The following is a 19166-nucleotide window of genomic DNA, read 5'->3' on the forward strand; positions in this document are numbered from 1 at the left end:
TTTTTGAGTTGAGCGAGGAGTGCCTGAAAGGCGCAGAGGTATTAAACTTTCATTAACACTATATTTAACCCTTGATTACGGAAATAGAGAAATGACATTCAACACTAAAACCTTGGTTCTTGCTGCTACGGTGATGGCCGCCCCCACGATTACCAACGCACAGTCCGGTGAAACGACTTATAAACAATATTGCGTGAGCTGTCATGGTAGTGGCGTTCTGAATGCGCCTAAATTAGGTGATAAGGCAAAGTGGGCGCCTTTGATTGCAGAAGGGCAAGTCATTCTTACCGCTCATGGTTATGTTGGCGTAAGAGGTATGCCAGCAAAGGGTGGTGGTCCCAATTTATCAGTAGAAGGTTTTGCAGAATCTCTAGTTTATATGGTGAATAACTCAGGGGGCAAATGGACCTCTCCAAATCCCACTACTGTAGCTGCTATCAATAAAGAAATCGAAGCGCGTAAAGTAGGCTTGAATAAGAGTAAGTAATTCATTTTCTGCCCTTGGCCAATAATGGGGAGAAGCTCATTACAATAGCAGCATGAACCTTCTGCCTCATGAAATCGAGATCATTGGATATTGCGCTGCGTTTTTAACCACGATCGCATTTTTACCCCAGGCCATTCATTCTTGGCGTACTCGTAATCTATCTGGTGTTTCTTTGGGTATGTACTCCTTGTTTACAGTTGGAGTGGGTTTATGGCTGATCTATGGCCTCATTATTGAAAAGTGGCCTCTGATCTTAGCCAATGCTCTTACCTTGGCCTTGGCCCTTAGTATCTTGTTGTTGAAATTGCGTCATACTTCGCCAAAAAAGAAATAAGACCTCTCCCTTATTACCTTTATTGGAATGCTTATACATGAGCACCAATTACATTATCGAGCCACCAAAAACGCTAAGAGTTAGCTACTTGCCTATCCACTGAGGTGGACGACCCTCGAGAAAGGCGGTAACGCCTTCTCGAAAGTCTTGGCTGTTATAAGTCTCTCGCATCAGGTCTGAGCAATCCGGGAGATTGCTACGTAATAAACGAGCGATTCCTAGCTTGCTAGATTTTTGGGTAATGGGTGCTAGCACAGCCATCTTATTGGCTAAAGCGTCAGCAGCTTCAGTAATCTCCGACGTCTCAACTGTTTGATACAGAAATCCAGATTCTAGTAATTGGGGTGCTTTGATGAGCTCTGCAGTAAGCAACATTTTTTTTACCATCGGGATACCCAAATGCGCGCTAATCCACGCAAGGTTGCCAGGAGAAAGGCAGTTACCTAAAGTCCTTGCTACTGGAATACCAAAACGGGCATCGGGAGTAGAGATCCGAAAATCACAAGCGCTAGCCATCAGCAAACCACTCCCAACGGCCAATCCCTCAATGACTGCAATGGTGGGCATAGGGAGTTCTTGTAAGGCGATCAATATTCGATCTATTGCTTGCTCATAAGCCTCGTCTTTTTTGAGGCTGACAAATTGCTCGATGTCGCTACCAGAAACAAATGCTTTATCGCCTGCACCCCTAAAGATCACTACCCGAATATCTGGGTTCTGCGCTAAATCATCACAAATGCTTTTCAGTTCTTCGTACATCGGCCAAGTCATGGCATTACGTGCGGTAGGATTATTAAAAGTGATGCGCGCAATATTCCCCTCAAGCAGCGAGTCTAAACAGGGAGGGATCGATTTTGTACTCATGGGTGCATTCTAAACAAAAGACCTACAGAAAGTCGTGTAATGACCAAAATCGCTATGGTTTGTTGATACTGGGCTAGAATTCTTATATGTATATGTTTCTACCTTTTCTGACAGCATTCATCGGGCTGCTATTGGTCTGGTTTGAGAAACGTCTTGCAGGTTTGATCATGCTGGCGATAACAGTCGTCATCTTAATTGTCTGGTTCCGCCTTCATGCAACTAATCATTTAAATATCAGCCTGTGAGTCAGCATTCTTCTCCTTCGCTTGCCGCACTGGGTAATCAACTAGCCCTATTAGCAGTAGTCGGAGTTCTTTCTTACGCCTTTGTGGATCAGCTCTATTTTGGCGAACTCCCATGCCCACTTTGCCTGATGCAGCGTATAGGCTTTGTCATCATTGGGTTTGCACTTGTGCTCAACATTCGATGTGGTGCTCATTCTGCGCACTATGGCTGGGGAATTCTGGGTGGCCTAATCGGCATGATGGTTTCTTTACGTCAGGTCTTCTTGCATATCTTGCCTGGAGATAAGGGTTACGGCGCAACATTTCTAGAGCTCCATTTTTATACCTGGGCATTTGTTGGGTATATAGGTCTATTGGTGGGACTGGCAATTTTATTAATGCTGCCCAATCGTGATATTCGTTCGCGATCTTGGTTTGCGAATACTGTGGTCATCCTTTTTATTGTTTTAGTCTTGGCTAATTTGATATCTACTTTGCTTGAATGTGGTGTGGGCTCTTGTCCAGATGATCCAGTCTCCTATACAGGTTGGATTTGGTTACGCAGCTACTTTGGTTTTTAAGTTCACTTGAACATGCAATTCTTGATAGCGGCTAAGCGACTCTTCATAGTCTGGCTTGTACTATTTGGATTGCTGCAAAGTGGGGTACAGGCACAGACTCAATGGCCTAAGCAGCCAATTCGAATTATTGTGACCTTTACTCCAGGAGGGGCACCAGATATTTTGGCCCGGGTATTGGCTGAGCAATGGCAAAAAAATTTGAATGTCCCTGTATTGGTTGAGAATCGTCCAGGAGTTGGTGGCAATATTGGCGCTGACTTTGTTGCTAAGAGTGAGCCTGATGGATATACCTTACTGATTGGCACCGTCGGAATACATGCGATTAATGGCGCGCTTTATGACAAATTATCTTTTGATCCGGTAAAGGATTTCACGCCGATTAGTTTCTTGGCAAGTACTCCCAATGTATTGATTGTGAGTAAGCAATTGGGTATCACCAATTTGCAGGAGTTAGTTGAGCTTGCTAAAGTAAAACCGAATCAACTCACTTTTGGATCCTCCGGAATCGGTACTTCGCTACATATGTCTGGCGAACTCTTTAAAGACATGACAGGAGTGCAAATACGGCATATTCCATACAAAGGCCGTGCGCAATCCCTGCCTGATTTAGTGAGCGCTCGTATCACCATGCTTTTTGATAACTTATCTTCATCACTTCCCTTAATTAAGGCAGGGGAAGTTCAGGCCTTGGGAGTGACTTCCTTAAAACGCTCTCCAGCAGCCCCTGAGATCCCAACATTAGCTGAGCAAGGTCTGCCTGGTTTTGAGGCAATTTCTTGGTTTTCTTTAATGGCGCCAGCCAATTTGCCGCCAGATATTCAAATGCGCCTTAATCAGCTCACTCGCCAAGCCCTTAATAACCCAGAGATTAAAGCCAGATTATTGGCGGGTGGCCTAGATCCAGCCCCTGGAAGCCCTCAAGAACTCTCTAAATTGATTGCTACAGAGTCTAGCAAGTGGGGTAGAGTCATTGTCAAATCTGGCGCAAAATTAGAACAATAAATTTAGTCATTTGTGTCAGCTTGCTTCTACTTGGGGCGTTATAGAAGTAAGAAGCATGATAAAAGTGGCACATAGTCAAATTACTAAGCGGTTTTAATAGACCAAACAGAGGGGTCGATGATGAAAAAGATTCAAATACACCTTGTTTTCGGTATCGTCTTTGCTGGCTTAGTTGGCTTAAGCCCTATTGCAGCAAATGCTGGCAATGTGGCTTGGAATGTCAGCGTAGGTGGCGGATATGCAGGTGGCTATGGCTATGGTGGTGGCTGGCGTCCAGCAGCTTATGGTCCCGGCTGGGGCCGCGGCTATGGCTATGGTGGTGGTTACGGCGGTGGTTGGCGAGGCCAATGGGCGGGTGCCGGCTATTATGGTTATCCCCCAGCAGCTTATTACGCGCCACCAGTAGTGGCTTATGTTTCTCCTCCGCAGCCGATGGTCTTGGCTGCACAGCCACAACCAGCAGTTTGGTATTACTGCGAGGCCAGTGCTAAATATTTTCCTTATGTCCAAGAGTGCCCAACAGGCTGGCAAGCTCAGGCTGCTACTCCTCCGACTAGTGGCGTTGCACCGGTAAGACCTCAGTAGTAAAGGTATTTAAAATATCGATTGAGATCTTTTGACTGCACCATTTTTTAAAGGTATGACATGAAACGTTTTACATCAGCGCTAGTGCTCAGTTTTACTTTGGTAACCATCCTCAGTGCTTGCGTTTCAGCGCCAACAGGGCCAACAGTTGCCGTTATGCCGCGTGCAGGTAAGCCATTTGAAATATTTCAGCAAGAAGATCAGCAGTGCCGTACCTTTGCAGCCAATTCTGTAAAAGACACTAGTGATGCTGCACTTAAAGAAGCGGCAACCAGTGCAGCTATTGGCGCCGCACTTGGTGCAGTGGCTGGCGCCGTCATTCAAGGTGGCAGTCATACCAACATTGGAACAGGCGCTGGCGTTGGATTATTAGGTGGTGCCGCGATGGGTTCTATGAATGCTTCTGGCAAACAAAATCAAGCACAAGTTCAATACAACATTGCTTATCAACAATGTATGTATGCTAAAGGCAATCAAGTACCAAGCTTTCGCTAAGCCAGCACTTTACTAAACTGTAATCGGCGGATGCGTTTTTTCAAAGCGTGCCGCCGTTTTTCTAAATAGATAGAGCAGTAAGCAGGCGGCTAGCCCTAGACTAATACTATTGGCAGCCCAAAAACCATTGGCACCTTGCAGGAAGTCTGGAGTATTGCCCAATATATTAAAGCCCAATAGGTAACCGCCACCCAAACCAACGCCCCAGAGAGATCCTGCATAAATCACCATCGGCCAGAAGGCAACCCGGTAGGCGCGTAGAATAAACGCAGCTGTTATTTGCAAGGCATCGAACATTTGATAAAAGGCAATGAACAAAAAGAGCGGAATCGAAAATATTTTTACTTCTATTGGCGGGTCATAGAGCTCAAGTAGTTGTAAACGCAAAACCCAAACGCTAATGCCAATCACAATACAAAGCCCGGTAGTAAAAAATACTGAGGACCAGCCAATTTCTTCAGCGCGCTCAGGCTTATTAGCACCAATCGATTGAGACACTAAAGTCATGGTAGCAATCGATAAAGAAAGTGGGACCATATAAATCACTGTACCCAGATTGGCGGCTATTTGATGGCCCGCTAAAGCAGTAATGCCAAGCCGAGCTATAAATAGAGACATGAAGGTAAATGAAGTGACCTCAATTAAATAACTAAAGCCAATCGGGGCACCTAATTTGAGTAAGGTCCAGATACGATGCCAATCGGGAGCGCTAAAACGACTGAAGACTTTAAAGGGACGATAAAAGCGATCAAATACAACGAAGCAGAGCGTGATGATGAGCCAGAGCCAGCTGATAATTGCGGTGGCTACTGCGCAGCCTGGACCTCCCATACCTTCTATGCCAAGACCACCATAAATAAAGAGTAGGTTGAGTGGCAGCTTTAACGCTAGCCCAATCAGTTGTATCACCGTGATCACTGCTGGTCTAGAGACTGCGTTATGGAGTGCCATGAGGACGCGCATTCCCATGCTGGCTGGAAGACCAATTGCGAGGATGTTGAGATATAACTTTGCTTTGTCTTCGATATCAATACTGACACGTGAAATACTTAGTAAATAATCCGCATTAATAAGTACGATGCAACCTAATATGGCAAGTCCAATTGCTAGCCAAGTTGCCTGTCTAACTTCTTCACCAATCTCATCAAACCGTTTAGCGCCAAAGAGCTGGCCAGCAATTGGTGCCAATGCAGAGATAACGCCAGTGAGTCCAACGTAAATACTGATAAAAATTGCAGAGGCCATCGCAAGCGCGGCTAGATCCTCAGCAGAATAGCGTGCGGTCATCGCAGTATCTAATACGCCAAAGGCAATCACTGCCAGTTGACCGATTAGTAAAGGGCCTGCTAATTTAAGCAGGGCAGGAACATCCTCGCGCAGGCGCGATAGTCTAAATTGCAGCACGTTCTATTCCGGAATAACTTCGTATAGACGTAAGCGTTCATCACGGTCAGAGGCACGTCGATCTTCCCATAACAGAGTGAGTTTTTTATTATTGAGGCGTGCATATGCTAATGCCTCTGATTGACTATGCGTTAAGAGCCAAGGACAGCCTGGATCATCACGTAAATTCAGTTTCGTAAAATAGTTAAAAGAGGCAAGCTGGGCATAACCCAAATTACTCGTATCAATGCAACCATCACTAGGCATGGCTTGTACCAAACGAGCGGATACATGACGATACGTTTTAGCATAATTAATGGTAGGTAACCATAGCGTCATTAATAAAACCCACATCAAGGTAGTGCCTGATGCAGAAATGATCAAGCAGCGCCAGATTTCTTTTGGTGCTCGGGAGGTTCTCCAGCGCACAATCATCAACCATAAACCTGTAATGACAACTGCAATAATAAAAGACCATGGATTAAATTGACCTTCATAGCCAGGTAAGTAACGCGCCACATTATTGGCAATTTGTTCTGGATAGCCTGTGACTTTAGCGATCCAAATGATCCAGATCGCTAAGGCGATCACGGTGAAGCTAAACATCGCGAACCAGTCAATAAAGCTAATGAGACTGCGTCTCAAAATGGGTAGACTAAATGCCGCAATAATCGATAGACTGGGAATCAAAATCATGAGGTCATGTTCATTAGCTTGGCTACGGAATAATACGTAAATGAAGCAGCCTACAAATAGACAGAGCGGAATGCACAGGTGGGGCGCACGCCAAGCACCAGACTCCTTAGTTCGACCCCAGTGAGCTAAGGAAATCATTGCTAGTGGCCAAACCGGCCATGCGTATGCCCAAAAGTTCACACCTAAAAATTCAAGGGATTCAAAAGCAGGGAGTAAGCGCATCTCTGGTGTATCACGCCAGCCTTCTTGAGCAATATGTCGCCACTCTGGCGAAATATCAGAGATATACCAAAGTGCTGGCCAGATCAGAACGCCAACAATACCAAAAAAAGTACTTGTAATAGTCCAGCGATAACGTAAGCGCGCATTACTAGCAATTACCGCAATGATGGTTGAGGTAATCACAATCAAGCTTAAGGCTAGATTACTTGAGAGTGCAAGGATGGTCACGCCTAGACCAGTCCAAAAACCGCCTTGCCAAGGTTTATCAAGGCCGCGAACAGTGCCATACAGCATGATGCTGATGCCCATCAGTTGCGCCATCATTGGCGTGGTTTCATGGGCGCGCTGTGCAAGACCAACGCAAGCAAGGAAAATTAACAATGCGCCATCAGCTAAAGTCATGCCATAGCTTTTGAGGTCAGGTTGACCACCAACGGCTAAGGCGATTGGCTGAACTTCACGACGACGACCGAGAAGATAGGTTGCATACCAAATGGCTATTGCGGCAGCAAAAAAACAAATGGCAGAATATAAACGTGCAGCATTCGCAGCGCCTATCAAAGGCCCAAAGAGTTCAATCAGACTTGCACCCATCCAATAAGGTAAAGGGGCGCCCAGTGAGATATCTCTACCTGCTAGGTGGGGAACAATCCAGTCAATGGAATTGCCCCGAAATAAAGTCCACATACCACCAAAGCCAATCGCATCTTCATTCTTCCAGGGGTCACGAAAGAATAAGCCCGAAAAACCATAAACCAAAGTTAACGCAAAAATAATGATGCGCGGAATCGATTTAGTGGCGGCGGCAGTGAGTTTAACCATGTACTTTATAAAAGGTGAAACTAAGGGTAAAGCTAGAACTAGTACTAAAACTAAAGCTAAAACTAAAGCTAAAACAAAAAATAAAAAAGGCAGCAAACGCTGCCTTGATTATCTCAGAGGGGGGCTATGGCCACACCCTACGAATTGAAGGGTATTAAGCCTTTTTCTTAGATGTCTTTTCAGCAGCTTTCGCTTCTGCAGCAGCCGCTTTTTTCTCAGCGGTTTTAGCAACGCCATCACCGGTAGATTTAGCAACCGCTTTGGTACCGAATTTCTGACGGAATTTCTCAACACGACCAGCGGTATCCATGATTTTTTGGGTACCAGTGTAAAAAGGGTGTGATTCAGAGGAGGTCTCGATCTTGGCCAATGGATATTCATTGCCATCTTCCCACTTGATCTTCTCTTTGGTGTTCATGGTGGAGCGAGTTTTAAAGCTGAAATTATTGGAAACGTCTACAAAGACGATTTCACGATATTCGGGGTGAATGCCAGGTTTCATTTTGAGTCCTATGAGCGGGGAGCCGTTTAAGTCGCTAAACCTAAATACTTTCCCAAGTTTTTAAAAGCAATAAAAGCGAAATTATGCCATGAAATCAACAACAAAGCGCGTCTTTTGGGAGTAAAAAGGGCCTAAAACAGCCCCTCGTACTCCTAAATTAGCCTCCGCGACGCATTAAGTCGAAGAATTCACCGTTGTTTTTAGTCGATTTGAGCTTATCAACAATGAAGTTCATCGCTTCGATATCGTCCATGTCGGCCAGCAATTTGCGTAGTACCCAGATCTTTTGGAGGTTTTCAGCCTTGACCAGCAATTCCTCACGACGAGTACCAGACTTATTCAGGTTAATCGATGGATATACACGGCGTTCAGCCAAGCGACGCTCAAGGTGTACTTCCATATTGCCGGTGCCTTTGAACTCTTCATAGATCAGATCATCCATACGGCTACCGGTTTCAATCAGGGCAGTTGCGATGATCGTAAGGGAGCCACCTTCTTCAATATTACGAGCGGCACCAAAGAAACGTTTTGGACGTTGTAAAGCATTGGCATCTACACCGCCAGAGAGTACTTTTCCAGATGAAGGAATAACCGTGTTGTATGCGCGAGCAAGACGAGTTATCGAGTCAAGCAAGATGATGACATCTTTACCCATTTCTACTAAGCGCTTGGCTTTTTCAATGACCATCTCGGCAACTTGAACATGTCGAACTGCTGGCTCATCAAACGTTGAGGCAACAACTTCACCGCGAACTGAGCGCTGCATCTCGGTCACTTCTTCAGGACGCTCATCAACCAGGAGCACAATTAAGATTGCATCAGGGTGATTGGCAGCGATAGCATGCGCGATGTGCTGCATCATCACCGTCTTGCCAGATTTAGGCGAAGACACAATCAAACCGCGTTGGCCAAAGCCGATCGGGGAGATCATATCGATGATACGACCGGTCAAGTTTTCTTCCGCCTTGATATCGCGCTCTAATAGAACTGTACGATTTGGGTGCAATGGGGTTAGGTTCTCAAACATGATGCGGTTCTTGAGGGCCTCAGGTGCCAAACCGTTGATCTTGTCTACCTTTACCAATGCAAAGTAACGCTCACCATCTTTAGGAGTGCGCACTTCACCTTCAACACTGTCACCGGTATGGAGGTTAAAGCGGCGAATCTGTGCAGGGGAGATGTAAATATCATCTGGAGAAGCCATATAAGAGGCTTCGGGAGAACGCAAGAAGCCAAAGCCATCTGGCAATACCTCTAAAGTGCCGTCACCAAAAACCATTTCACCGGCTTTAGCGCGTTTTTTGAGAATGGCAAACATCAGCTCTTGTTTGCGCATCCGTTGGGTATTTTCAATCTCCAAGCTAGCTGCCATTTCAAGCAGAGCAGATACGTGGAGGACTTTGAGTTCAGTTAATTGCATGTGGTTCTCGGGTTTTGATAAGAAGAAAAAGATTCAATCAATATGTTTTGGGGATCACTGCCTAGATGGATATCAGGCAGATATGGGCAAACAGAGTTGTGGGGTTTTGCTAAAAGAAGGGGGAGGTAAGTTGCTGAAAATCGGAGCACTGATAAGTGCGATGGGTAATACTACACCAAAAAACGGGTGTGACAAGAGTTTAAGCAGTAAAAACCACAGGCTCGCCTAGTGAACCCGCGGCATAAGACAATTTACAGATGACTATCAATAAAGGCGGTCAACTGAGATTTAGCCAAAGCACCTACTTTTTGAGCAGCAACTGTGCCATTCTTAAAGAGGATTAATGTAGGAATACCGCGGATATTGAACTGGGCGGGCACACCTTGGTTTTCATCCACGTTCATTTTGGCGATTTGTATTTTGTCACCATATTCACCGGAGAGCTCCTCCAGGATTGGACCAATCATTTTGCAAGGACCGCACCATTCTGCCCAGAAATCAAGCAAAACAGGTTTATCGGACTTGAGGACGTCTTGTTCGAAAGAGGCGTCAGTTACATATTTAATGCCGGCACTCATGAAAATTCCTTATTTAGACTTATTTAGTTATGGCGCTACACCGCTTATATTAGCAATAAGCTGTACCTTGTGCTCAAAATCAGAAATTAATCACCCAATATTTTTTATTAGCCCTCTTTAATGCCCCTTCCATTTCCCACGATTTCAGACCAAAAGCAGCCATATGCTTGGGCAATAACGCCTAATTCAGGGGCGCTTGAGGATCTAGCGCAAGGAATATGGAGTTGCGCTAAACAAACGAATCAGCGCCCCCTAGTGGTGCTGAGTACTGCAGGACCTCTCATTGGACTGAGGACGGCACTTGAGCAAACAAGACCAAAAGATTTACCAAGCCACCTGCGTTTTTTACCCCAAGTCATTAGCTATGCAGATTGGTTAGAGGCTGCACCCAATGCCTGGAAGTTTCCTAAGAAGCAATCGGATCTTGAGCGGTGGTTAGGGGTTTATGCAACCTTGCGTGAGCATCCCGATTTACAAGCACGGTTTAAAGCAGAAACCGAGGCGGGTGCATGGGGTTTAGCGCAGGCCATTATTAAGGCTTGTGACACTTTGTCTAGAGCAATGCTGCCTCAATTACAAAAGCAAATCTATAAACAGCTTGAAGCGGCCAATCACAAACCCATTCAGATTGGTCAAGCGTGGGTTGATCAAGCCAGTATCTTTTTAGACAAACTAATTAGTGAAGTCTATCCACAGCTATCTCGTAAGGTAGTTGACCAAGAAGCTTCTGTACTACTCATATTTTGGCGATATATCACTAGCGTAAGCGATCCAGTATTCCGAGAACAGCTGGCAATGGGCGCACATTTAGAAGCTATTGAGCAAGCTAAAAAGCATCATCAAGAGCGACCGCTAATCTGGGTCGAAACTGCAGACCCAAAACCAATTGATCAAGAAATGATCAGTATCTTTCTAGGTCAGTACGCGCGTCATACCTCTGTTATTGAGGTAAGTATGGATTGGCAATCGATTGGCCTCTGGCCAGAAGCAGTAGGTGGGGATGGGGCGCAATTACAAGCCTTAGAAAATGTTCGTGCTAGCCAACCTGAACATTGGCGACTCATAGGTGTTAAACGATTTGAAGAGCTAGCATGGTTAACTGCAAAAACTATCGAACAACATGTAATTGCCGATAAAAAGAAGATTGCGCTAGTAGCGCAAGATCGTTTAGTTGCTAGAAGAGCACGAGCCTTATTGACGCGCCTAGGACCATCGTTAAATATTCGAGATGAGACTGGTTGGAAGCTATCAACGACACGTGCTGCCGCAGCCTTTCATAGTTGGTTAGGGCTCATTAGATCCCCGAAAGATGGCCCTAGTGCAAAAGTACTTTTAGAGTTTTTACAAAATCCATTTATTGCAATAGAAAATCCTCACTGGCTAGATTGTGATCCTCAGTTATGTGCAGGACTGATTGCTGAGCTCGAAGATATTTTAATTTCTAGTAAAGCTGAGTCTGGTTGGAAGACCTTTCATTTGGCTATTGAAGGGGCCAATGCAAATGCACAGAAAAGATCCTCAGCACTACCAAACCCGGCTTTATTTAAGCTATTGCAATTTTTAAGAGAGCGCCATTATGAGTGGCAAAACTTAAAAGTAGATTGTCACCAAGCGTATAACTTATTACAAAAGAACCTTGAGGCTATTGGAATGGCCAATAGGCTATCTCAAGATTCTGCTGGCAAGCAGTTGCTAGAGGTGATTCAATCTTTTGATCTAAAGGCCTCTACACATCAACAAGTGAGAATGCGCTTGAGTGAATGGCTCAGTCTAATCAAGACGGTCATTGAAGGGGCAAGTTATCAGGAAGAGGGCAAGGAAGCGATTGCAACATTAGACATTCTTCCCTTGAGCTCTACACGCCTTAGAAAATATGATGCGGTAGTGATGGTTGGTTGTGATGAGCAGCAGTTACCTTCTTATGCAGAGCCTCCTTTATTTTTCTCAGATGCTCTCAACCAACTTTTAAAAACGTCTACGATAGCCCTGCAATTTCAACAGCAGGCGCGTGATTTATCACAATTACTTGCTTCAGTTGCTTCAGTAGATTTTCTCTGGCAAAGCAATAGCAAAAGTGGCGAACCTTTACGACCATCGGCATGGATTCAGCGCCTACAAAGTGAGCTTAAGTGGAATCCATTGCAAGCTGATCTTTCGCAACGGTCAATCCAAATACACCCCTTAGCAAGATCAGTAGCCTATCTTGAGGATGATCTACCAATGCCTTTATCAATGAGCCCAAGCGCTTATAAGGCATTACGTGATTGTCCATATCGCTATTACGTACGTAGTCTATTGGGTTTGCGAAAAATCAAAGGACTTGACGAAGGTTTTGATGCATCTTTAGCAGGGCAGAAGCTTCATGCGATTCTCAAAATTTTCTATCATGCGTTAAAAACAGAGGCATACAACAATCCTGAACTCAAGGTTGACCAGCAGTTACGACGCGAGTGGATGGAAAAGCGTTTGTCTGCTATTTCAGAACAAGAGTTTAAGGATCTCATTGAGGGCGACGCTAGGGTAATGGGGACTTTGCGTGATTGGCAAAAGCAAATTCCTAGTTTTATTAATTGGCAATTACAGCATGAGCAAGAAGGTTGGGAGTATTTTGATGGGGAGGCAAAAGTTGTGTTTGATTTGCCAATTCAGAGCCCTGATGGAGAGCTTCACCAAATTCGTATTGAAGGTTATGCGGATCGTTTTGATGTTCATACCTCCGATCCTCAGCTGGCTTCAGTGATTGATTACAAACACCAGGCCTATAAAAAAGTACAAGACCGAGCAGAACATATCTTAGATGACCCTCAGCTACTTATTTATGCGCGAGCAGCTAATGAGGCCTCTGAGAATCATAAAATCGTGGGGCGCAAAGTAGAGCAAGCTGAGTGGGTTTCTTTAAAAGCTAACATCTCTAAAGATGGGCAATATGCGCCGCGATCTCAAGAGGTAAGTCCATTCCCAGAGTTAATGGAGCAGTTTACTGAGCAGATCACGCAAGATCTTGAAGATTTATGGTCTAAAAAGCCAATGAAAGCATTTGCCCCAGATGGTGTTTGCCAGTATTGCGAAGCACGTGGTATTTGTCGCAAGGGGGTATGGTGAATAACTTAGCAGATTCTAGCCCCATGAAAATATCCGATGGCGTTCCGGTAATCGAGTTTTCAAAAAAAATTGCTTGTGATCCCCAGCAGTCTGTTGTTGTCTCTGCTTGTGCGGGTAGTGGTAAGACTTGGTTATTAGTAGCGCGCATGGTGCGCTTATTGCTTGACGATGTAAAGCCTCAGCAAATTCTCGCCTTAACTTTTACCCGCAAGGCCGCACAAGAGATGCGGGATCGCTTATATGCTTTGTTACAAGAATTTTCCACTAGCGATGATGCTGTAGTAGTCAATGCCTTAATGGAAAGAGGTCTAGATGCAGCTCAAATAGATACTTATCTACCTAAAGCTAAAGCACTCTATATGCAAGTGCTAGCAAATCCACAGCCCATTGTGATTGACACGTTTCATGGATGGTTTGGAAAGTTACTAGGAGCAGCGCCAGTATCTTTAGGTATCCAGCCAGGATTTACTTTGCGCGAGGATGCCAAGCGTTTACAAGAAGAGTGTTTGGAAGATTGGTGGGGTGGAATGAGCGCCGATCTCAAGGCTCAATATGATGTCCTGTTAAAACACCTAGGATCTTTCAATGCCTTGCAATTGCTGATGGGTAAAGCGAGCCTACTAAAGCAAAGAGGTGCCTGGACTTTTTTTGCTAAAGCTTGTGAGCAAAGCAATACTAGTCCTATAGAGCGTCTTAAGACATCACTACCTAAATTAAATGATCTAAATCCATTGCTCGCCTTATGGAATGCGCCAGATGCGCTAGAGCGCCTGGAGTTCGTAGCGTATTGCTTTGAGCATAGCGGCACTCAAGATCAAGGATTACTAGAGTATCTATTGCCTGCTATTGCCTGCAAAAAGCGTGGCGGAGATGTGATGGATGTGGTGCAAACATTTCAGAGCACCTTTTTAACCAAAGATTCTCCGCCTATTAATCGCTCATGGAATAACCGTTTAGTCGGCACATTAAATACTTTTTTAATTAATGAAGGTCTAGCAACGCGTTCAGACGAATACCTCGCTATTAAGAATGAATGGGGCCAAGCTTTTGTCCAATATTTAGAATGGCAAGCTGAGCAAGAGATCTATGCAATCAATCAAGCCTGGTTTGTATTAAACGAATCCATGATGGCGCATATTCAGGACAGAAAAGAAAACATGCGGGTGCGTGATTTTGATGATCTAGAAATTGGCGTTAGTCTTTTGATGGCTGATTCTGCTCATGCCGCTTATCTTCAGTCACGCTTAGATGCTCGGTATACGCAAATTTTGGTAGATGAATTTCAAGATACCAATCCTTTGCAATGGCAGATTTTGCGTTCTTGGTTAGATGGCTATGGCAACGCTCCTGATAAGCCAAAGGTATTTATCGTCGGTGATCCAAAGCAATCTATTTATCGCTTTCGCCGTGCTGATCCCCGTTTATTTGTGAGCGCTAAACAGTTTTTACATTCAATCTGGGGCGCGGTATATATGGAGCAAGGCGTCACACGTCGTAATGCGCCTCAAATTAACCGTGCCGTCAATGCCATATTTACGAGTTCCAAGATTCCTTCTGATTATCCTTACTCAGAGCAACAAACCAGTTGGCGTGCTTCGGATCAAGATAGACCTTCTCAAGAATACGCGCAGCAAGGTGAAGCATATCTTTTGCCATTGCTACCTTATGAGACAAAGGGTAATGAGCTGCGTTCGGGTAGTGCATTTGATAGCGCCATTATCGATCCCTATGAAACAGTCAATGTGGCGCAGCGTCACGAAGAGGGCTTAAGGGTTGGCAAACTCATTTCCCATTTGATTGCTACCCGTAAAGTAGCAGACAAAGATGGCGATCAAGATATATGGCGCTCTGCTAGAGCAAGTGATTTTTTACTTTTAGTAAAGCGCCGCCAATATTTACCTCAGTACGAGAGGGCTTTGCGAGATATGGGTCTGGTTTATGACAGCTCTCGCTTAGGCGGCCTCTTAAATACCTTAGAGGTAGATGATCTGATTGCGCTTTTAAGTGTATTGGTGACACCACGCCATGATTTACCACTAGCGCAGGTATTGAGAAGCCCTATCTTTGGTTTTACTGAACAGCAGATGCAAAAGTTGGCTATTGCTAAAACACCAGATACATACCGCTCTTGGTGGGATGCTTTGCAAGATAGCGCAGATGCAAGTTTGCAAGAAGCAGCTCGATACTTAAAACATTGGCATGAATTGAGTGAACGCTTGCCAGTACATGATTTGCTAGATCGTATTTATCAAGAACGTGATGTACGCATGCGTTATGCCACTGTTTGCCAAGATAGAGATCGCGCGCAGGTCTTGGCAAATTTAGATGCGTTTTTAATGCTGTCTTTAGATCAAGATGGAGGTCAATATCCAAGCTTGAGTCGCTTTATTCATGAGATTAATGCCAAGCGCCGTGGCGATGATGATGAAACGCCAGATGAGGGGGAGATTGATGCTACTGCCGATGACAATTTAGTGGAGATAGATCAAGAAAGCGATCTGTCTGATGAAGATCAACATCTGCGTGTGCGCTTAATGACAATTCATGGTGCCAAAGGCTTGGAATCTCCTTTTGTAATTATGTTAGATGCAAATAATACGAAGGCTAATCCCGATAAGATTGGTGTTCTGATGGATTGGCCACCGAATGAGAGGGGGCCTTTGCATTTGTCCGCATTTAATACTAAAACCTTGACGAGCCGACGATTTGAAATCAACGAAGCGGAAAAAGCAATTGGTATCAATGAAAATTGGAACTTGTTGTATGTTGCGATGACGCGTGCTCGACAAGGCTTGTGGATCAGTGGTGATGCTCAAAAGCCTACTACTAATAATCCTACTGGTTTGAATGAGGAGTCTTGGTATGGAAGGGCCAGTACAGCAGGGCTAACGGTTGATTTGGTAGCAGAAAACACCTTATTAGAAACTCAAAATGCTCCGAGAGCACCTCAAGTTATAAGTACAACAGTATCGATAGATGACTTTGTGCTTGAATGGCCGCAAGCGATCAATCATCATGCGCAGTTAGTCAGTGATATTGAAGCTGGAATCACAGTAGATATATTTGCTGGAGAGGATGAAACAATTACCCAGTCCGATCCCGAACTCCTGCAAGAAGGCACGAACTTTCATCGCTTGCTTGAGTTCTTAATCCCAGACTCTGGCAATCAAGCAAAACCTCCAATGCCAAGTGAGCAAGAACTCATCAATTGGATGGGTATAGATCAAGCGCAGGCAAAAGATCTCATCTTGCGTGCCAAAACCGTATTAGCAACATCAGAACTCAAGCCCTATATTGCTTTAGGAGAATGGGTTGCTGCTTGGAATGAATTAGATATTGCTACTGCAGAGGGTAAAGGCTATCGAATCGATCGCTTAGTTGAGTTTGACAATCATTTGGCTATCCTAGATTACAAACTGAGCATTCCTCAGAAGGGCTCGCCATTGCACCAGAAATACCTCGCGCAATTGCAGATCTATCAAACGCAGTTATCCAAGATCCGTGAGGATAAGCCTAGCAAGGCTTATTTAGTTTCTGCGACGGGCGAGCTTGTAGAAATGAACGCTACCCCGTAGAAGAATCACTTTGGCAATAATTCAGTTAGTATTTACTTGAGATGAACAACAAAGAAGGTTTGTGATGAAAACATTTTCTGCTAATTTGCTCAAAACAGTTTGTATTGTCCTTGCTGGGTCGGTATTAAGTGTCTCTAATGTGATGGGACAAACGTATCCTAATAAGCCGATCACCATGATTGCAGGCTTTCCGCCAGGTGGTTCTGCTGATCTGCTTGCACGAATGGTTTCTCAAAAGCTTTCTGTAGCCCTAAATCAATCAATCGTAGTTGAAAATCGGACTGGAGCTGGAGGCACCATTGCAGCGTCAGCAGTTGCAAAAGCTAACCCTGATGGATATACATTGTTTCTAGGTTCTGCAGCAACCCAATCGATTGCACCAGCAGTCTATAAAAATTTATCCTATCAGTCTCCACAAGCCTTTCAACCGATCACGATGGTTGCGCAGATTCCGGTTGCTCTGGTCGTCAATCCTGAGTTAAAGGCCAATACAGTTCAGGAGTTATTAACTCTTGCCAAAAATCAAAAGGATCCACTGACCTTTGCTAGTAGCGGTACTGGTGCAATTCCTCATTTGGCTGGAGAGTTATTTCAGCAATCTACAGGAATCAAGTTAACCCATATTCCATATAAAGGTGCTCCACTAGCAATGACTGACTTAATCTCGGGTCGAGTCGATATGATGTTTGATAATCTTCCAACGGTATTACCTAATATTCGCGGTGGCAAGTTACGCGCTTTAGCGATTGCGGGAAGCAAACAAACACGCGCATTACCTAATGTACCGACTCTTGCAGAGCTGGGTATTCGGGGTGCGGAAGTGACCTCATGGTTTGGCGTGCTTGCCCCAAATGGTTTGCCTCAGCCTATTGCAAAACGCCTTAATGATGAAATGGTCAAGATCCTCTCAACGAATGAAGTAAAAGATCAACTCTTTGAAATAGGTGCAGAGCCCTTTGTTTTACCTACAGATGAGTTTGTAAAATTCCTTGATGGGGATATTAAAAGGTGGGCCAAGTTAGTCAAAGATGCTGGCATCAAGGTCGATTAATATTATTAAGTCAATACTATCAAGGAGAAGAAGATGAGCTTTAAACCCATTATTCCTAAAGGTTCAGCACCCCCTTTAGCGCCATATTCACCGGGGGCCAAAGCTGGAAACGTTTTGTATGTTTCCGGTATGTTGTCCTTAGATTCACAAGGCAATATTGTTGGTATTGGTGATGTAAAAGCTCAAACACGTAACATCCTTGAAAGTATTAAATCAGTTGTCACAGAGGCAGGTGGTTCGATGTCTGACATTGCTTTTAATCAGATCTTTTTAAAGTCTTTAGATGATTACGCAGCGGTAAACGAGGTTTATAAGGAGTATTTCCCTCAGCCTTCACCCGCTCGTTATTGCATTCAAGCTCAATTAGTCAAACCTGAGTTTTTGGTAGAGATTGCTTCGACAGCGCATATCGAAAATTAAGTATCTATGCCAATTATTGATGCCAATAGTATTGCTCAGGAATATGAATGGCATGGACTAGAGAACTCCAGTGAAATACCAATTGTGTTGGTCGCTGGAATGGGAGGCTCCCGTTCGTATTGGAAGTCTCAAATTGGCGATTTTGCTAAAGAACATCAAGTACTAGCTTATGACCAAAGAGGTACTGGTGGAAGCTCTGCGCTGAAGGTGGAATCGATTGAGCAACTAGCAGCAGATTTTATTGGCCTCCTTGATGCATTGAAGATTGAAAAAGTTCATTTTGTTGGGCACTCTACGGGTGGTGCAATTGGTCAAGTCATCGCGATTCATTACCCAGAACGATTGGCCAGTCTAGTGCTTTATGCCAGCGTTCATAAAGCAGATCATTACCGTCACCGGGTTTGGGGTCTGCGAAAACAAATTTTAGAAGTCATGGGCCCCGAGGTCTATGCAAGAACAACTTCTTTACTTTTTTATCCGCCAGAATTTACGAATGCACATCATGATGAATTATTGGCAGTTGAAGCAAGAACGGCTCAATTTGAATTAAGTTCACCAGAAATTATGGGAAGTCGAATTGAATCTATCTTGAAATTTGATGTGAGTGCTGATCTTAGAAAAATCAAGACGCCTACATTAGTCATTTGCGCTGAGGATGATCTTTTAACCCCTGCGTACTTTTCTAAAGAGATGGCGTCACTGATACCCAATGCGCAATTAATGCTTTTTCAAAAGGGTGGGCATGCTTATTCAAGAAGTCATCCCGAGCAATTTAATAAACTGGTTTTAGACTTTATTCATAGTCAATCCCATTGAATGCTGG

18 protein-coding genes are annotated in these 19166 nt (G+C 44.4%); 12 read left to right on the forward strand and 6 right to left on the reverse strand.

Annotated elements, in window-relative coordinates:
- The first annotated feature begins 91 nt into the window (after nt 1–91).
- Together ABWP14_RS09010 and ABWP14_RS09015 are read left to right on the forward strand one after the other, a co-directional pair.
- Nucleotides 92–487 (forward strand): c-type cytochrome, encoded by a 396-nt coding sequence (locus ABWP14_RS09010; RefSeq protein ID WP_353202635.1) that lies wholly within the window; start codon nt 92–94, stop codon nt 485–487.
- A 52-nt stretch (nt 488–539) separates the two neighbouring features.
- Nucleotides 540–821: a SemiSWEET family sugar transporter gene (locus ABWP14_RS09015; protein WP_353202636.1), complete on the forward strand. Its 282-nt coding sequence runs from the start codon at nt 540–542 to the stop codon at nt 819–821.
- A gap of 84 nt (nt 822–905) precedes the next feature.
- Here the strand turns inward: ABWP14_RS09015 and ABWP14_RS09020 are convergent, their stop codons facing one another.
- Nucleotides 906–1685 carry an enoyl-CoA hydratase/isomerase family protein gene (locus ABWP14_RS09020; protein WP_353202637.1) on the reverse strand — a complete coding sequence of 260 codons (780 nt, stop codon included), beginning with the start codon at nt 1683–1685 and terminating at the stop codon, nt 906–908.
- Nucleotides 1686–1771: 86 nt separating this feature from the next.
- Between ABWP14_RS09020 and ABWP14_RS09025 the strand changes: the two genes are divergently transcribed.
- From ABWP14_RS09025 to ABWP14_RS09045, 5 genes are all read left to right on the forward strand, one after another.
- Entirely contained in the window at nt 1772–1930 is a 159-nt protein-coding gene (locus ABWP14_RS09025) for a DUF5993 family protein (RefSeq protein WP_353202638.1), read from the forward strand.
- Nucleotides 1927–2490, forward strand: a complete 564-nt coding sequence (locus ABWP14_RS09030) for a disulfide bond formation protein B (RefSeq protein WP_353202639.1) — start codon at nt 1927–1929, stop codon at nt 2488–2490. The genes ABWP14_RS09025 and ABWP14_RS09030 overlap by 4 nt, the downstream gene beginning before the upstream one ends.
- 12 nt (nt 2491–2502) lie before the next feature.
- Nucleotides 2503–3492 carry a Bug family tripartite tricarboxylate transporter substrate binding protein gene (locus tag ABWP14_RS09035; RefSeq protein ID WP_353202640.1) on the forward strand — a complete coding sequence of 330 codons (990 nt, stop codon included), beginning with the start codon at nt 2503–2505 and terminating at the stop codon, nt 3490–3492.
- A 120-nt stretch (nt 3493–3612) separates the two neighbouring features.
- On the forward strand, nt 3613–4077 hold the full coding sequence (locus tag ABWP14_RS09040) for a hypothetical protein (protein ID WP_353202641.1): 465 nt from the start codon (nt 3613–3615) through the stop codon (nt 4075–4077).
- A gap of 60 nt (nt 4078–4137) precedes the next feature.
- On the forward strand, nt 4138–4572 hold the full coding sequence (locus ABWP14_RS09045) for a glycine zipper family protein (protein WP_353202642.1): 435 nt from the start codon (nt 4138–4140) through the stop codon (nt 4570–4572).
- Between the two features lie 12 nt (nt 4573–4584).
- Here ABWP14_RS09045 and ABWP14_RS09050 read toward each other — a convergent pair whose 3' ends face one another.
- The 5 genes from ABWP14_RS09050 to trxA form a co-directional block, all read right to left on the reverse strand.
- The gene (locus tag ABWP14_RS09050; RefSeq protein ID WP_353202643.1) at nt 4585–5976 is read right to left on the reverse strand and encodes an MATE family efflux transporter; all 1392 of its coding nucleotides are present in this window, start codon (nt 5974–5976) and stop codon (nt 4585–4587) included.
- A 3-nt stretch (nt 5977–5979) separates the two neighbouring features.
- On the reverse strand, nt 5980–7695 hold the full coding sequence (locus tag ABWP14_RS09055; protein ID WP_353202644.1) for an ArnT family glycosyltransferase: 1716 nt from the start codon (nt 7693–7695) through the stop codon (nt 5980–5982).
- A gap of 154 nt (nt 7696–7849) precedes the next feature.
- The gene (locus tag ABWP14_RS09060; RefSeq protein WP_353202645.1) at nt 7850–8197 is read right to left on the reverse strand and encodes a type B 50S ribosomal protein L31; all 348 of its coding nucleotides are present in this window, start codon (nt 8195–8197) and stop codon (nt 7850–7852) included.
- A gap of 157 nt (nt 8198–8354) precedes the next feature.
- Entirely contained in the window at nt 8355–9617 is a 1263-nt protein-coding gene (rho, locus tag ABWP14_RS09065; RefSeq protein WP_216172809.1) for a transcription termination factor Rho, read from the reverse strand.
- Nucleotides 9618–9868: 251 nt separating this feature from the next.
- Nucleotides 9869–10195, reverse strand: a complete 327-nt coding sequence (gene trxA / locus ABWP14_RS09070) for a thioredoxin TrxA (protein WP_114691518.1) — start codon at nt 10193–10195, stop codon at nt 9869–9871.
- A 120-nt stretch (nt 10196–10315) separates the two neighbouring features.
- Here trxA and ABWP14_RS09075 point away from each other — a divergent pair, with 120 nt between their 5' ends.
- The 5 genes from ABWP14_RS09075 to ABWP14_RS09095 all read left to right on the forward strand — a co-directional run bounded on the left by ABWP14_RS09075 (nt 10316) and on the right by ABWP14_RS09095 (nt 19159).
- A complete protein-coding gene (locus ABWP14_RS09075) occupies nt 10316–13297 on the forward strand; it encodes a PD-(D/E)XK nuclease family protein (protein WP_353202646.1) in 2982 nt (993 codons plus the stop codon).
- Nucleotides 13294–16872: a UvrD-helicase domain-containing protein gene (locus tag ABWP14_RS09080; RefSeq protein WP_353202647.1), complete on the forward strand. Its 3579-nt coding sequence runs from the start codon at nt 13294–13296 to the stop codon at nt 16870–16872. The genes ABWP14_RS09075 and ABWP14_RS09080 overlap by 4 nt, the downstream gene beginning before the upstream one ends.
- 64 nt (nt 16873–16936) lie before the next feature.
- Nucleotides 16937–17923: a Bug family tripartite tricarboxylate transporter substrate binding protein gene (locus ABWP14_RS09085; RefSeq protein ID WP_353202648.1), complete on the forward strand. Its 987-nt coding sequence runs from the start codon at nt 16937–16939 to the stop codon at nt 17921–17923.
- A 33-nt stretch (nt 17924–17956) separates the two neighbouring features.
- Entirely contained in the window at nt 17957–18343 is a 387-nt protein-coding gene (gene rutC / locus ABWP14_RS09090; RefSeq protein ID WP_353202649.1) for a pyrimidine utilization protein C, read from the forward strand.
- Between the two features lie 6 nt (nt 18344–18349).
- On the forward strand, nt 18350–19159 hold the full coding sequence (locus ABWP14_RS09095) for an alpha/beta fold hydrolase (protein WP_353202650.1): 810 nt from the start codon (nt 18350–18352) through the stop codon (nt 19157–19159).
- Nucleotides 19160–19166 lie beyond the last annotated feature (7 nt).

The organism is Polynucleobacter sp., assembly GCF_040400325.1.
GTDB lineage: Bacteria > Pseudomonadota > Gammaproteobacteria > Burkholderiales > Burkholderiaceae > Polynucleobacter.